Origin of the sequence: Dactylosporangium sp. NPDC006015 (assembly GCF_040614215.1) — a bacterium.
GTDB classification, from domain to species: Bacteria; Actinomycetota; Actinomycetes; order Mycobacteriales; family Micromonosporaceae; genus Dactylosporangium; species Dactylosporangium maewongense.
This window is the reverse complement of sequence record NZ_JBEXUD010000010.1, coordinates 156,898-171,491: the sequence shown is the minus strand read 5'-3', so window position 1 is coordinate 171,491 and position 14,594 is coordinate 156,898. Positions and strand designations below refer to the sequence as shown.

At 71.9% G+C, this 14,594-nt stretch carries 14 protein-coding genes; 4 read left to right on the top strand and 10 right to left on the bottom strand.

The genetic code is table 11. The features are described from left to right. The first annotated feature begins 56 nt into the window (after window positions 1-56). A complete protein-coding gene (locus ABZ321_RS20045) occupies window positions 57-1,040 on the top strand; it encodes an NPCBM/NEW2 domain-containing protein (RefSeq protein WP_354893149.1) in 984 nt (327 codons plus the stop codon). Window positions 1,041-1,056: 16 nt separating this feature from the next. On the opposite strand, the gene ABZ321_RS20040 is transcribed toward ABZ321_RS20045, so the two are convergent. Then, a complete protein-coding gene (locus tag ABZ321_RS20040) occupies window positions 1,057-1,440 on the bottom strand; it encodes a hypothetical protein (RefSeq protein ID WP_354893146.1) in 384 nt (127 codons plus the stop codon). Window positions 1,441-1,476: 36 nt separating this feature from the next. On the opposite strand from ABZ321_RS20040, the gene ABZ321_RS20035 reads away from it, so the two are divergent. Next, window positions 1,477-2,271, top strand: a complete 795-nt coding sequence (locus ABZ321_RS20035; protein ID WP_354893143.1) for an alpha/beta hydrolase — start codon at window positions 1,477-1,479, stop codon at window positions 2,269-2,271. Window positions 2,272-2,305: 34 nt separating this feature from the next. Here the strand turns inward: ABZ321_RS20035 and ABZ321_RS20030 are convergent, their stop codons facing one another. Both ABZ321_RS20030 and ABZ321_RS20025 read right to left on the bottom strand, forming a co-directional pair. Continuing rightward, entirely contained in the window at window positions 2,306-2,527 is a 222-nt protein-coding gene (locus ABZ321_RS20030) for a hypothetical protein (RefSeq protein WP_354893140.1), read from the bottom strand. A 1,439-nt stretch (window positions 2,528-3,966) separates the two neighbouring features. After that, the gene (locus ABZ321_RS20025; RefSeq protein WP_344502641.1) at window positions 3,967-5,919 is read right to left on the bottom strand and encodes a discoidin domain-containing protein; all 1,953 of its coding nucleotides are present in this window, start codon (window positions 5,917-5,919) and stop codon (window positions 3,967-3,969) included. 474 nt (window positions 5,920-6,393) lie between these two features. On the opposite strand from ABZ321_RS20025, the gene ABZ321_RS20020 reads away from it, so the two are divergent. Further along, complete coding sequence (locus ABZ321_RS20020; protein WP_344502642.1) at window positions 6,394-7,890, top strand: FAD-dependent oxidoreductase; 1,497 nt, start codon at window positions 6,394-6,396, stop codon at window positions 7,888-7,890. A 35-nt stretch (window positions 7,891-7,925) separates the two neighbouring features. Here ABZ321_RS20020 and ABZ321_RS20015 read toward each other — a convergent pair whose 3' ends face one another. The 6 genes from ABZ321_RS20015 to ABZ321_RS19990 form a co-directional block, all read right to left on the bottom strand. Next, entirely contained in the window at window positions 7,926-8,393 is a 468-nt protein-coding gene (locus ABZ321_RS20015) for a YfbM family protein (RefSeq protein ID WP_344502643.1), read from the bottom strand. Next, a complete protein-coding gene (locus ABZ321_RS20010) occupies window positions 8,390-9,049 on the bottom strand; it encodes a tetratricopeptide repeat protein (protein ID WP_344502644.1) in 660 nt (219 codons plus the stop codon). The genes ABZ321_RS20015 and ABZ321_RS20010 overlap by 4 nt, the downstream gene beginning before the upstream one ends. A 38-nt stretch (window positions 9,050-9,087) precedes the next feature. Further along, window positions 9,088-10,218, bottom strand: a complete 1,131-nt coding sequence (locus ABZ321_RS20005; protein WP_354893136.1) for a hypothetical protein — start codon at window positions 10,216-10,218, stop codon at window positions 9,088-9,090. Then, a complete protein-coding gene (locus ABZ321_RS20000; RefSeq protein ID WP_344502646.1) occupies window positions 10,215-10,562 on the bottom strand; it encodes a PadR family transcriptional regulator in 348 nt (115 codons plus the stop codon). Before ABZ321_RS20000 ends, ABZ321_RS20005 begins: the two co-directional genes overlap by 4 nt. A 285-nt stretch (window positions 10,563-10,847) precedes the next feature. Beyond that, complete coding sequence (locus tag ABZ321_RS19995; RefSeq protein WP_344502647.1) at window positions 10,848-11,516, bottom strand: NlpC/P60 family protein; 669 nt, start codon at window positions 11,514-11,516, stop codon at window positions 10,848-10,850. Between the two features lie 387 nt (window positions 11,517-11,903). Then, the gene (locus ABZ321_RS19990) at window positions 11,904-12,323 is read right to left on the bottom strand and encodes a cupin domain-containing protein (RefSeq protein ID WP_354893133.1); all 420 of its coding nucleotides are present in this window, start codon (window positions 12,321-12,323) and stop codon (window positions 11,904-11,906) included. Window positions 12,324-12,447: 124 nt separating this feature from the next. Between ABZ321_RS19990 and ABZ321_RS19985 the strand changes: the two genes are divergently transcribed. Further along, window positions 12,448-13,245 carry a hypothetical protein gene (locus ABZ321_RS19985; RefSeq protein WP_354893130.1) on the top strand — a complete coding sequence of 266 codons (798 nt, stop codon included), beginning with the start codon at window positions 12,448-12,450 and terminating at the stop codon, window positions 13,243-13,245. Window positions 13,246-13,971: 726 nt separating this feature from the next. On the opposite strand, the gene ABZ321_RS19980 is transcribed toward ABZ321_RS19985, so the two are convergent. Beyond that, window positions 13,972-14,538: a TetR-like C-terminal domain-containing protein gene (locus ABZ321_RS19980; RefSeq protein ID WP_354893127.1), complete on the bottom strand. Its 567-nt coding sequence runs from the start codon at window positions 14,536-14,538 to the stop codon at window positions 13,972-13,974. Between the last annotated feature and the right edge of the window lie 56 nt (window positions 14,539-14,594).

Sequence of the window (14,594 nt, the reverse complement as noted above, 5' to 3'; positions counted from 1 at the left end):
TTTCACACAAGGACTCTGACAAGATCGGAGCTTCGATCCATGGGGGTTGCGCAACGATGCTCGCGAATGCGGTGTTCACGGTCGGTGTGGTCCTGGTCGTGGCGGGTGTCGTCGGCTGGATCGTCGCGGGGATCCTCAACCGGGGCGGTTCCCGGGGCGCCGTCCCGCAGCCGGGCGAGATCTGGTGGGCCACCGTCCCGTACCGCGACGGCGAGGGCGAGAAGCGCCGCCCCGCGCTCGTGCTGGCGGGCGACGGCCGGTCGTACACCATCCTGAAGATCACCAGTCAGGACAAGAGCCACCGGCATGACCACATCGAGATCCCCACCCGCACGTGGGACCGGCGAGCCACGTACAACAGCTTCCTGGACCTCTCCGCGCCGTTTCAGCTCAACCGTCTGGACTTCGCCAACCGGGCCGGCGTCGTCGACCCGGCGACGTGGCAGCGGGTCGCGCAGCAGCACCGGGTCGGGATGCCGCTGCCGGCCGGTCGGAGCACGCCCTCGCCGGCCATCCGGGTGCTGAGCACCCTCGCGTTCGTGGCCGGCCTGTTCGCCATCTGCGCCGGCACGGTCGCGCCGTGGGTGAACGGGTTCCGCGACGAGATGGCGACGGCGGCGAGGGGCGACATGCCGCTGTACGACGCCGGCCGGACCGCCTCCGACCAGGGCTCCTCGGGCCGCGCCTACGACAGCACCCTCAACGGCGTCCACTTCGCCGACTCGACCGGCTTCTGGGTCGGCTGCGAGGGCAAGCCGTCGGCGGTGACGTTCGCGCTGGACGGCAAGTTCAAGCGCTTCACCGGTACCGCCGGACTCGACGCCGTCACACCGAAGGACGTCGTCGTCAAGCTGGTCGTCGAGGTCGACGGCAAGGACGCGGCGACGGTGTCCGTGAGCCGGACGGCCTCCGCACCGCTCGACGTCGACGTCACCGCCGCCCGCACACTGACCCTGTCCGCACTGCGCATGAAGGGCACCTGCGGCAACGCCACCCGCCCGTACGGCGCCGTCGGCGACGCGCTGCTGCACCAGTCCTGACCTCCGGCACCCGTCCTCACCTGCGCTGCGGCGTCGGCGAGTGCTGCGGGGTCGGCAACTGCGGGGTCGGCGAGTACTGCGGGGTCTGTGACGGGTCCCGCGTCTGCGGCGCGACGATCGTCGCCGGCGTGAGCGGTGCCGGCGTGCCCGGCGGGGGTAACGGCTCGAAGGTCGGCTTCTCCTCACCGTGCTCGCCGCCTTCGACGACCGGCGGCTGCCCGTTCTGCCGGCCGGTGACGGGCGACTGCGACGTCGCCTGCGGCTGCGTCGCCGGCCGCGTCGGCTCCGCACCGCCGGCCCCCTGCGTCACAGCCAGCGCCACGACCGCCCCGACCAGCACGGCGAGCACCACCAGCGAGCCGGCCACGTGTCTGGGTCCGAGCGCCTTCTCGTCGTCCACGCCGAAATTGTCGTACCTCTCGGGCACGATGCTGGCATGCACCTCGTCACGCACGGCGCCGGCACCCCGGTGCTCGCCCTGCACGGCTGGACCGTCGACCACCGCATCATGTCCGGCTGTCTGGAGCCCCTCTTCACCCGCCGCCCCGGCTACCGGCGCCTCTACCCCGACCTGCCCGGCATGGGCCGCACCCCCGCCGGCACCGCCACCACCACCGACGACATCCTCGCCGCCGTCCTGACCCTCATCGGCACCGTCCTGGGCGGCACGCCGTTCCTCCTCGTCGGCGAGTCCTTCGGCGGCTACCTGGCCCGCGCCGTCGCCCGCGCCCTGCCCGACCAGGTCCTCGGCCTGGCCCTCATCTGCCCCGTCGGCCAGACCCTGGACCGCGACCTTCGGGTCCGCCCGCCGCACCAGGTGCTGCGCTCCACCCCAGGCCTCCTCGACGACCTCGACCCCGCCACCCGGGCCGCCTACACCGACGGGGCCGTCGTCCAGACCCCGCAGACGCTGCGCCGCTTCCACGAAGAGATCGCGCCCGCCATCCAGCTCACCGACCACGCGGCGATCGCCCGCTTCGAGCAGCGCTGGCACCTGACCGACGGACCGGAGGGCCCGGCACCGTTCGGACGCCCGACACTGATCCTGTGCGGCCGCCAGGACTCGTCCGTCGGCTACGCCGACCAGTACGCACTGCTCCCCCACTACCCGCGCGCCACGTTCGCCGTCCTCGACGTCGCCGGCCACAACCTCCAGATCGACCAGCCCACCCTGTTCGAAGCCCTGATGGACGAGTGGCTCGACCGCTGCACCGCCGAGCCGCCCATGTGACCACACTCCACACCCCGCTGACCGACCCGTCGAATCAACGCACCCCGGCCACACCCCACCCCGTAATCCACCGATGCACGCCCGAGCTCTTCGGCCGGAGACGGTGTTGCGTGCGCTGCTCCTGCGACGCCCGGCGGGCGGTGCGCGACCACGTGCTGCGGCAGGCCAGCGGCGCCAGAATGCCCAGCCGTGCCACCCGGCCCCAACGGATGGCGCCGGCAATGCTGCCAGCGGGCACCACCTCCAGCAGCGGCATGCGGCAAACGACCTCAGAACGACCGACCGACACCAACGACCCACATCCACAGCGCAACCAACAGGCACCACCTCCAGCAACGGCAGGCAGGCGGCAAACGACCTCAGAACGACCGACCAGCGCCAACAGGCCCCCATCCGCAGTGCAACCAGTGGGCACCACCTCCAGCGGCGGCAGCCGGCAACCGCCCCAGGACGACCGACCGACGCCAACGACCCACGTCCACAGCGCAACCAACAGGCACCACCTCCAGCAACGGCTGACTGCTGGCGGCGGGCAGCCCTCAGGAGGACCGGCGGCGCCGACGGTCCACATCGGCGGCGCGGCCGGCGGGCACTGCCACCGGTAGCGGCTGGCTGCGGCGGCGGGCGCCACAGGAGGACCGGCGGCGACAACGACCTACGTCCGCAGTGCGACCAGTGGGCGCTACCTCGAACAGCGGCTGGTGTGGCGGCTGACTACCGGCGGCAGGCAGCCCCAGGAGAATGGCGGCGCCGACGGTCCACATCGACGGCGCGGCCGGCGAGCACTGCCACCGGTAGCGCCTGACTGCTGACGGCGGCGCCACAGGAGGGCCAGCGGCGACAACGACCCATGTCCGCAGTGCGACCAGTGGGCGCTACCTCGAACAGCGGCTGGTGTGGCGGCTGACTGCTGGCGGCGGGCAGCCTCAGGAGACTGGCGGCGCCGATGGTCCACATCGACGGCGCGGTCGGCGGGCACTGCCATGGGTAGCGGCTGACGGCGGGCGCGGGCCCAGGAGGACCGGCGGCACCAACGGGCACGTCGGCGGAGCGGCCAACGGGTTCTGCCCCGGTAGCGGCTGGCGGGGTCAGGATGACCAACTGTGCCAGCGGGCGCCGGTAATTGGCGTCGGCGGTGCGGTCAGCGGTTGCTGCCTCCAACAGCGGCAGGCGGCAAGCGACTCCCGAGAACCGGCGGCGTCGACAACCCACGTCAGCAGCGCGGCCTCCTGGTGCCGTTTCAGCAATGGCTGGCGGCAGTCGGCCCAAGCGAGCCGGCGGCGCCGACGATCCGTGTCGGCAGTGCGCGACGAGGCCGTCCAATGCCGTGGCCAGTTGGAGGCATGAGCTCAGCCCGGGCACACCGCCACCGTGGAGCATCACGGGCGCCGCGAGATTCTCATGATCCGGAAGACTTTGTGCTGCTATGACGACACAAACTCTTCCGGATCATGGGGAAGGGAGGAGGGCGGGCACCGGATGCGGCGCGCATGCGCCGCTTGGTCTGCCTCGCGCCATAGCGCGGGCAGTGCGTCGCGGAGCGGCGCATTGGGGCTGCGGGTGAGAATCCCCGCCGGGCCCCGCCGCGGCAGCGGTGGGGGGAATTACAGCGTTACAGCGGGCGGGTGGCGGCCGGACGCCTGGTCGCCACCCGCCCTGGGCCCTGACCGTCGGCGTCGGTCAGGGGGGTCGGGGTCAGCCTGTGTAGACGCGGAACTCCGAGATCTGGCCAGCGGGCCAGCCGGTGTTGGCGGTGAAGTTCAGGCGCAGGTAGCGGACGCTGGTGGTGTTGGGCAGGGTGATGGTGACGGTGTTGCCGGTCGACTGGTTGAACGTGTAGGTGGCGGAGCCGACGATCGTCGTGCCGGTGGCGCCGTCGGTGACGGACAGCGTCTGGTTGCGGGTGCCCCAGTTCGACGGCAGCGTGAGCACGACGCGGCGGGCGGCGGTGGCGGCGCCGAGGTCGACCTGGAGCCACTGCGGCCAGGCGTTGTTGGCGCTCTCCCAGTAGGTGCCGGTGTTGCCGTCGACGGCGTTGCCGCTGCCGTACACCTGGGTGTGGCTGCTCTCCGACGTGGGGCGGCCCTGGGCCAGGTTGGTGTTCGTGTTCGGCGGCGGCGCGGTGGTGACGGTGACGGCGTTGGAGGCGCCGGACGTGTTGCCGGCCGCGTCGTAGGCGGCGACGGTGAAGGTGTACGAGGTCGACGCGGTCAGGCCGGTGGCGGTGAAGGCGAGCGTGCCGGTGGTGCCGATCGCGGTCGAGCCGGAGCCGTTGACGCGGGACACGCGGTAGCCGGCGACGCCGACGTTGTCGGTGGAGGCGTTCCAGGCGAGCGCGACGGTGGTGTCGGTGCTGCCGGTGACGCGCAGGTTACCGGGGACGCTCGGCGCGGTCTGGTCCGGGCCGGTCGGGAACGGAACCGTGAAGCGCGTCGCGGTCAGGGCGACCTGGCCCTTCAGCATCCGGCCGCCGTCGTTGGTGAGGCGCAGGTAGTAGTCCGACGAGCAGGGGGTGCCGTCCTCGTCGAGGGCGCGCATCCCGGAGTTCGTCGGCTGCCACGCGGCGCTCTCGGCGGTCTTCGCGATCTGGTTGCCCTCGTTGAACTCGTCGAACATGGAGATGTAGACGCTCGGTACGCCGGCGCGGGTGTGGTTGTAGAACTGGCGCCACATCAGCTCGCCGTGGCGGCGGTGGCCGGCGGCGAGGTCGCCGGGGATGACGCACGGCTGGTAGTCGATGCCGCGGGCGTTGAGGTCGGCGAGGTCGGGAAGGACGCGGTTGGTGTAGAACCAGTCGGCGCCGTTGTTGTCGCTGATCCGGCCGACCATCCACGGCGAGATCATGTTGAACGCGTGGTACACGTCGATGAACCCGGCGCGGGAGTCGTCGGTGCCGAGGCGCCAGTGGGTCGGGACGCCGCCGATCACGTAGCAGCCCTGGCCCTTGAACCAGTTGATGACGTCGAGGCACTGCGCGGGCGTGAACGGGCGGCCGTCGTCGTTGAAGCCGAAGCCCCAGATGCACACGACGGGCTTGCCGTTCTGGCGGGCGTAGGCGGAGGAGGCGGTGTACGCCGACATCTTCGTCGTCCAGTCGGTCTTGATCTCCGACTGCATGGTCAGCCACCAGGTGACGTCGTACATGATGTAGAACTTGCGGCCGGTCGCCTCCGCGGCGGAGCGGACCTTCGCCGCCATCGCGTCACGGGTCGGTCCTTCGCCACCGAACGGGTTGAAGCGCTGCAACGCCGCGACGTCGCAGCCGTTCTGCTGCATCCAGCGGAAGTGGGTGTCCACGGTCTGCTGGTCGTAGGAGGAGAAGAGGTTGGCCGGCTGGCCGTTGCCCAGGTTGGCGAAGTTGCTGCGGTACCCGCGGGTGAAGTCGCGCATGTCGGGCCAGCAGGTGATCGAGCAGGCGCCGGGGGCGGGCGGCTGCGACCAGTTAGGGCTGTAGTGCCACCAGCCGTTGATCGGGGCGCCGTCGCCCGGGGCGGCGAACCAGCCCTGGTAGCCGACGGTGACCTTGCCGACGACGTCGCCGGGCGGGCTCGCGGCCTCGGCCGGTTGGGTGGCGGCCGCGATCGGCAGGGCGGTGGCGGCCGTCCCGGCGAGCGCGGTGGTGATGACGGAGCGGCGGGAAACTCCCATGTGGACTCCTCGGGTGTGCCCGTCGCGGCGTCCGGGGTCCCGCGGGGCACGGTCGACGGCGCCGGCCCGATGGCGGTCGGGCCCGCGAACGGCACCGCGGCCCGTGCCGCGAATGGTGCTGCGGCTGGTGCTCCGGGCTCGCGTTGCGGCTGGTGCTGACGACGGTGCGGCGGGACGGCTGACTGGCGACGGGGCGGGCGGGGGCTTGTATCGGCGGTGCAGCGGGCAGGCGGACCCGCGGACCGGCACTGAGCAGCCCACGCGGTGTCACGGCGCGGTTGGCGGTGCTGCCGATGTCGGCTTCTGGGCTGGAATCCTGCCAGCAACCCGCAGCTTCACGCAATACTTCGATGCGATCCCCGCAAGATTTCGACGACCATAGTGCGATCCAAGGGGGTCTCTTGACACGATCGTGAATGTGCAGCTCAGAGGCACATTGAGAAGGTTCTTCGCCTGTTGGGTAAGATCTTCGATGTGGCAGCCACAGCAGCGCAGCGCTTCGCGGAGATCAACACGCCGCACCCGCCGGCCGAGACGAAAATCCTCATGCGGCGGGCGGTCGTCCTCGGCGGCAGCATGGCCGGTCTGATGGCCGCCCGGGTCCTCGCCGACCACGCCGACGAGGTCGTCATCGTCGAGCGCGACGACACCGACGTCAACGCCGGCCCGCGCCCGGGTGTGCCGCAGGGCAGCCAGGTCCACGCGCTGCTGCCCGCGGGACAGGTGCAGCTCGACCGCTGGTGGCCGGACTTCACCGAGCGCGCGATCGCGGCCGGCGCCCCCGACGAGGGCCGCACCGACGCGAAGATCTTCATCAACGACGAGCTGCGCGTGACCACCGAGCCGCCGCCGGAGAAGCCGATCCTCATCACCACCCGCCCGTTCCTGGAGGCCCAGGTCCGCCGCCGGGTCCTGGAGAGCCCGAAGGTCCGGATGGTGTACGGGCGCGCCGACGGCCTGCTGTTCGCCCCCGGTGAGGGTGGCGGCGTGGTCGGGGCCCGCTACGTCCCGGCGGCGACGGGCACCCCGGCCACCGGAGCCGACGACGGCGGGCGGCAGGGCGCTGCCGGTACCGACGCCGCAAACGCTGACGGAGGACAGGACGCTGCCGTCGAGCTCGCCGCCGACCTGGTCGTCGACGCGATGGGGCGGGCGAGCTCGCTCAACGACTGGCTCGAGGCGCACGGCTGGCCCCGCGCACCGATGCAACGCATGCCGATCAAACTCAACTATGCGTCGGCCCTGTTCGAGCGCGACCCCGCGGTCAGCGACACGTGGATCGCGATCTCGCAGACCACGCCGGCGAAGGACCGGGTCGCCCGCATCGGCGGCATCAACTCCGTCGAGGGCGACCGCTGGATCATGCTGGTCGCCGGCTACGACGCGGACCGGCCCAGCCGCGACGTCGAGGAGTTCGCGAAGCGCTGCCGGCAGTACTTCCCGACGATGTTCGGCGACATCGCCGAGCGCGGGAAGATGATCGGCAACGTCATCACGTATCACCAGGCCGACAGCCGCCGGCGCGACTTCGACCAGGTCGACCGCCTGCCGACGGGGATCATCGCGGCGGGTGACGCGGTCGCGTCGTTCAACCCCGTGTACGGCCAGGGTATGACGTCCGCGACGCTGCACGCGTCGTGCCTCTCGGAGTGGCTGCGCACCGGGCCCGACCTCGCCACCGAGCCGGCCCGCGGCTACTTCGAGCGGGTCCGCGTGGTGGTCGACGCGGCCTGGCAGGTGTCGACGTTCGCCGATCTCGGGCTGCCGCACATCACCAGCGGCCAGCCGCGCGGCTACAAGGTCATCAAGTGGGCCAGCGAGGTCATCCTCAAGGCCTCCATGACGGACTCCGTCACGAGCCAGAAGCTCAACCGGGTGACCACGATGCTGGACCACCCGAACGCGCTCGCCAGCCCGGGGCTGCTGCTGCGGGCGCTGCGGCTGAAGTGGTTCGGCGGCGCCCGCGCCTGACCTCGGAGCGTCAGCTCATCCAGAGCTTCGGAGCGTCAGCTCATCCAGATGACGACGCTGTCGCCGTCGGCCGCGGCGGCGTGGAAGAACGCGACCAGGGTCTCGTAGGACGACCGCAGGTAGTCCAGGGACCCCGGCTCGTGCCAGATCATCGGGTACACGTCGTCGGCGGTCAGCGCCGCCGGCTCGTAGTGCGCGGCGAGGTCGGCGAACGGGGTGACGTCGAGGAACCCGGCGGCGGTCGCGACCTCCTCGGGGGTGAGCACCCGCGGCGAGTCGTAGCCCCACTGCTCGTCGGTGATCGGCACGCCGCCGCTGATCACGTCGACGGGCGCGTCGATCTGGGCGAGCAGGAACTCCAGCCCGCCCCACGCCTTGTCGACGTCGACGTGCGGCCGGTCGGTGATCTGGTCGTTCGCGGCGAAATGATCGGTGCGCAGCAGGACGCGCAGGTCGGCCAGGTCGCCGTCGCGCAGCCGCGCGTACTGCGTGATCATGCTCATGAGGCGCGATCGTAGCCGAGCGCCCGGCGGGCCTCACCGACCTGGCGTGCGACGGCGGCGGCGCCGTGCTCCGCGGCGAGCCGCTCCGCCCGCTCCAGCAAAGACGGCACCTCGTCGTGCCGCCGCGCCGCCGCCTCCAGCTGCGCCAGGGTCAGCAGGCTCGCCGCGACGCCCGCGTGGTGACCGGCCCGTTCCCGCAGCCGCACCGCGTCGAGCAGGTGCTCGCGTGCCTCGTCGAGCCGTCCCGCCAGGTGCGCGGAGATGCCGAGGTGATGCAGTACCGACGACAGGGTGAGCGTGTCGTCCTCGGCCTTCGCGAGGACTCTCGCCCGTTGCAGCGCGGGGACCGCCGCGTCGTCGTCCTGGCGGACCACCTGATGGAAACACCCGATCCAGAACAGCGCCTCACCCTCGCCGCGCGCGTCGCCGAGCTGCTGGTAGAGCTGCGCCGCGCGGGAGAACAGCGGCAGCTCCGCCGGGTCCTCGACCCTGTCCCGCAGGAACCGGGCGTGCACGACCCTTCCGCGGGCCAGGGCGAGGTCCGCCTCGACCGCGTCGAGCTCGCGGTCGGCGGTGGGCAGCGCGTCGTGGTCGTCGCCGAGGACGCTCCGCTCGTACAGCTCCCGGGCCCTCGCCAGGCGGTGCTCCGCGCTCATCCGGCAAGCATAGGACCCGGTGGATCAGATCCGGCTCGTCAGATCCGGGCCAGCCGGCGGGCCCGCACATGACCGATCGCGAGCAGGACCACGGCGATCGCCGCGAAGACGACGATCGTCGGTCCGAGCCGCCACGTCAACGTGTCCGCCGGCCGGTAGGTGTCCAGTGGCGCCGGGAGGTGTACGGAGTTGTCGAGGATCACGACGACGGTCAGGACCGCGACGGCGATCGGCAGGCGCGGGTCCGCCACGACACCGACGGTGATCGCGGCCAGCAGCGCGAGCGGGTAGAAGAGGCCGTACCCCGGGGAGAAGTAGGCGCCGGTGACCAGGAGATAGCCCAGCCACATCAGCAGGCCCACCGGCGCGGCGACCAGCCAGACCGCGGAGATCCTGCGCCGCTCGGGGCTCCGGTCGGCGACACTGAGACCCACGAGCACGACGAGCGCGGTGAGCAGCAGGTGCGAGACGCCGTCGGACGCGAACGGCACGGCGGTCCACAGGCCCGTGAGCACGGTCGCGGTGACCGTCCGGCCCGCGAGCAGCGCGAGGATGGCGCCGGCGCCCAACGCGGCCGTGAGGACCCCCCAGACGACCATGGTCGACAAGTAGACGTCGAGGCGGATGTCGTACAGGAAGTAGAGCAGCGCGAGGAGCGACTGCGCCTGCAGGACCAGGGCGCCGATGCGCAGCCCCTCGGACCAGACCGCGCCGGCGGTGCGGTGGCGCCGCAGGCCGAACCGCTCCTTCGTGCCCTGCACCAGGATGCTCGCCGCCTGCCGCGGGCTCGGCGTCCGGCGGCCGGGCTCGGCGGCGTCGAGCAGGGTGCCGAGCATCTCCTCGCCGCGCCCGGTCCGCCATGCCTTGGGGTACGCCCGCAGCAGCGCCTCGTAGCGGCGGGCGAGGACGGCCTCGGGGCCGGTGCTCGTGCCTGCGCTCGTGCCGGCCTGACTGTCGGCGCTCGTGCCGGGCTCGCCGCCCCCGTGGCGGCGTGCGCTCATGTCGGCCTCGCCGGCGGGTGTGGGCGTGCGGGCCTCGTCGGCGGGTGTGGGCGTGTCCGCCTCGTCGTGGGCGGGTGTGGGCATGCCGGGCTCGCCGCCCCCGTGGCGGCGTGCGCTCGTGCCGGGCTCGCCTGTGCCGGGCTTGTCGTGGTGGTGCGGGGTGCTCATGCGGGGCTCACCGCCGTGTTGATGGCGCGGCGCCGGGCCGTCGCGTTGGTGACGACCTTCGCGGCGGCCGCGAGCCGGGCCGCCTCCTCCTGCAGGGCGGCGCCGCCGTCGGCGGTGAGCGCGTAGTAGCGCCGGGCCCGCCCGTTGACGATCTCCTCGCTGACCACCTCGACCAGGCCTGCCTCGGCGAGCCGGTCCAGCACGGCATACAGCGAGCCGGCGGCGAGGCGGACCGACCCGTCCGACAGTGCCTCGACCCGCTTGATGATGACGTATCCGTGCAGCGACCCGTCCAACAACGCGGCGAGCACGAAGTAGCTCGGTGATCGCAGTTGTATAGTCATGTGAGAAGACTATCCGTGTCACATGTCCATCGCAAGCGACTCATCCACGCAACTCACTGTCAGGGACTCGCTCGCAGTCGCCACCACCGCCGCCCGCCGATACAACCGGTGAACCCGATGCCGGGCAGTTCCGGGTGTTGGGCAATGCGGCGGGCGGCGGGGCGGAGTTTCATCGGGCGCGCCGGCGTTCATGGTTCGGTGCGGCGCGGCAGCTGCACTGCGGCGCGGCATCCTCGCTCAGGCGCGGCAGGCTTCGCTGCCGTGTGACGGCGGCCCTCGCAGGGCTCAGCCGATGATGCGGCGCCCGGCGTAGAACGCGTAGACCTTGGCGATCCGGACGTGGTCGCCGGGGTGCGGTGCATGGATCATCATGCCGTCACCCAGATAGATGCCGACGTGGCCCGAGCTGGGAAACACCAGGTCTCCGGGCTGCAGTTGGGCCCGGGACACCGACCGTCCGCGGCCGATCAGGCCGCCGGTCTGGTGCGGAAGCTTGATGCCGGCCCGGGCATAGCTGGCCACGACCAGCCCCGAGCAGTCGAACGAGTTCGGCCCGGCCGCGGCCCACACGTACGGCTTGCCGAGCTGCGCTCGGGCGTACGCCAGAACGGCGCTCACCGACCCGGCGACGACCGGCGTCTGCACCTGCGGCACCGCGGGCTTCTTGGGCTTCTGCTTGGGTTGCGCCTGGTTGGTGGTCTTGACCTTCGGGGCCTTCACCACGGCTTGGACCGCCTGTGCGGTCTGGATGACCGGCCGGACCGGCGGGTTGCGCCGCTCGAAGAACCGGTCCGCGCGCAGCACCGGTGTGCGTGCGGCGAGCTGTTGCGGGATCTCGGCGGCGGCGGTCGGTTGACGACTGGCGGCGGCCGAGGTGGGTGCGGGCAGGACGACGGCGGACAGGACTATTGAAACCGCGACGAGGCGGAGAACTGAGGACAGAACGTGCTCCAACGCTAGGTCCAGGACTCAGCTGTGCATCCTGTGGCCGCCAGCGCGACCCGCCCTGCGACTGAGGCAAGGGCTTTCCAGGAACCTGGACGAGACCGAACTGTTGTCAACACCCGGAATGAACCGCGGTGTAGTTCGGAACCTATGGCGTCGAAACGAGATCATCGACCGCTCATCATCGATCTCACACGCGATGTCACCCCGCCCTCCGGCGCGTCGGAGCGGTACCGACGACAGCGATGGCAGGCGATTGGACCATCGAGGTCCGTGACGTCGTGGACACTCCAGGGATGCGAAAAGCGCGCGCCACCACCGGAAGCGGCCGGCCGTCAGCCCGCTTCGTCAGTGGTCAGCCCGTCTCGCCGGCGGTCAATCCGGTCTCGTCGGCGGTCAGCCCGTCTCGTCGGTGAACAGGCTGGGGAGGTTGACGACGATGCCTTCCTGGCTGCTGCGGGCGATGACGACGACCGCCTCTTCCGCGCCCGGGTTCTCCTCGCGGTGCGGCACGAACGGCGGCACGAAGACGTAGTCGCCCGGCTCGGTCTCGATCCTGACCTCCCGGCCGCCTTCGGCGAACACGAAGACCGGATGGCCGGACACGACGTAGATGGCGGTCTCGGCCTCGCCGTGGTGATGGTCGCCGGAGCTGGTGGCGGGGGCGACGTGGGTCTGCCCCATCCAGACCTTCTCGGAGCCGACGGTCTTGCCGGAGACCGCCTCCAGGCGGGTCATGCCGGTGGTCTGCCGGGTGTCGCCACTGAGCTCCCTGCCCTTGATGTGCCGCAGCGGTGCGTGCCAGCGATCCTCCATCCTCGAACCCTACCAACAGCTTCAATATGTTCATTACGCTCATCTTTGAGTCATTTAGTCCGTTTTGTCGTTAAGGTCACCAGTGGCTGGGCATGAGGCCCGGCCGGACGGGAGCGACGAAAGCATGAACCGCAGGAGTCTGCTGCTGGGGGCGGGCGCGGTCGGCCTCACGGCCGCCGTCGGCGGCGCCGCGATCGCGGTGGCCGCGCCGGAGGACACCGAGGCGGGACGGCGGCCTCAGCCGCTGCTCACCTGGGAGCTGACCGGCGGGTTCGTCCCCGCCGGCTGGACCGCGCTGCGCCCCGCGCGCCTCGCCGCCTACGAGGACGGCACGCTCATCGCCGACGCCACCCGCCGGCTGAAGATCAGCCAGGGCACGCTGCGCTCGCTGCGCAACCACGCCCTGCTGGTCCTGCGCGACCCCGCGAACTCCCGCCGCCGCCCCGGCGCCCCGATGATCGCCGACGTGCCGTCGACGGTCTTCACCGTCCGTGGCAACGGCCGGCGCTTCCGTGCCCAGTACGAGGGGCTCGAGGAGACCCGGTCGGACAGGGCGTACCCGCAGGCGTCGTACTCACTGCTGGACCACCTGGCCCAGCTGCGCGACCGCACCCTGCGGACGGGTTCGTCCTACCACCCCGACGCGGTGCGGCTCATCGCCGTCAAGCTCGACCCGGCCCAGCAGCCGTCGACCCCACCGCCGTCGACCCGCCCGTCCCCCGTGGCCCAGTGGCCCGCGGACGTGCCGCTGCCCCGCCTGGGCAAGGACGAGTTCGTCGCCCAGCTCGACCTCCGCGGCCGCCAGGCCCGCGCCCTCCTGCGCGCCCTGCCCCACCCCGACCCGTCGAGCTGGCCGGTCCTCGCCACCCCGGACGGCACCCGCTTCCAGGTCAACCACCGCTTCCTGCTCCCCCACGAGTGAGCACGAGCCGCCGGTTTGGGCGGCAATGGAACGCAGCGTAAAGTGGTGATGACGCCATCGAAGATCAATTAGGTGGGCGTTGGTACGGTGCTTAGGTAAGCAGGCGCCGCACCCGCCGGAGTCGTGTGATGGGGTCGCGAGTCGTCGCTCTGCCCGCCCCACCCAAGGGCGACGAGTCCGGCCGGTCCGCCGCCGGCCCGCACTCAGGCCCGCGCCCGGGAAGCCAGGCGCCGGCCACAGCGGGCAGGCGGGGCCACGGAGTTACGCGCTGGGGTTAGTGTCAGGCTGCGGCGCAGAGTTCACCGCGCGACTGCCGTACGGGGCCCTGCGACGCTGCCGCGCGGGGCTCTGCGACGCGAAGTTCACTGTGCGGCTGCCGCGTGAGGCTCTGCCGCGCGGAATTCACCGTGCGGCTGCCGCATGGGGCCCCGCCGCGCGGAATTCACCGTGCGGCTGCCGCATGGGGCCCCGCCGCGCGGAGTTCACCGGCGGCGCGGAGTTCACCGTGCGGTTGCCGTGGGGCCCTGCCGCGCGGAGTTCACCGTGCGGCTGCCGCGTGAGGCCCCGCCGCGCGGAGTTCACCGGCGGCGCGGAGTTCACCGTGCGGTTGCCGTGGGGCCCTGCCGCGCGGAATTCACCGTGCGGCTGCCGCGTGAGGCCCTGCCGCGCGGAGTTCACCGTGCAGCTGCCGCGTACGGCTGCCGCGTGGGGCTCTCAGGGCGGGGCTCAGTGCGGGGCTGCGGCGGTGACGCCGTGGACGACGGTGGCGATCAGGCGGTCGAGGGTGGCGTCGACGGACTGGGGCAGGCCGAAGCCGCCGGAGGTGTGCAGGACCGCGAAGCCGTGCATGGCGGCGCGGGCGATCCGCGTGGCGTGGACGAGCTCGTCGTCGGCGAGGCCGCAGCCGCGCAGCACGGCGAAGCACACCTCGACGAACCTGTCCGCGGCGGCCGTGACCGCCGGGTCGGGGTCAGGGGCCTGCGGCAGCAGCGCGTAGCGGTGCGGGTGGGTCATCGCGTAGCGGTGGTAGGCGCGCATGAGGGCTTCGAGGGCGGTGTCGCCGCTGAGGCCGAGCACGGCGGTGGTGGCGGCGGCGGTGAACTCGTCCAGGAGGCGCACCGCAAGAAGGTTGCGCAGGTCGGTGAGGCTGCCGATGTGCTTGTACAGCGACGGCGTGGCCACCCCAGTCCGAGCCGCGACCGCCGCGAGGGTCAGCGCCGCCGGGCCCTCGGAGTCCACGAGGGCCAGTGCGGCGTCGACGACCGCGTCCCGGCTCAGGCCCGCCCTAGGCATGGGCCGCGTCCACGAGGGCCAGTGCGGCGTCGACGACCGCGTCCCGCCTCAGGGCT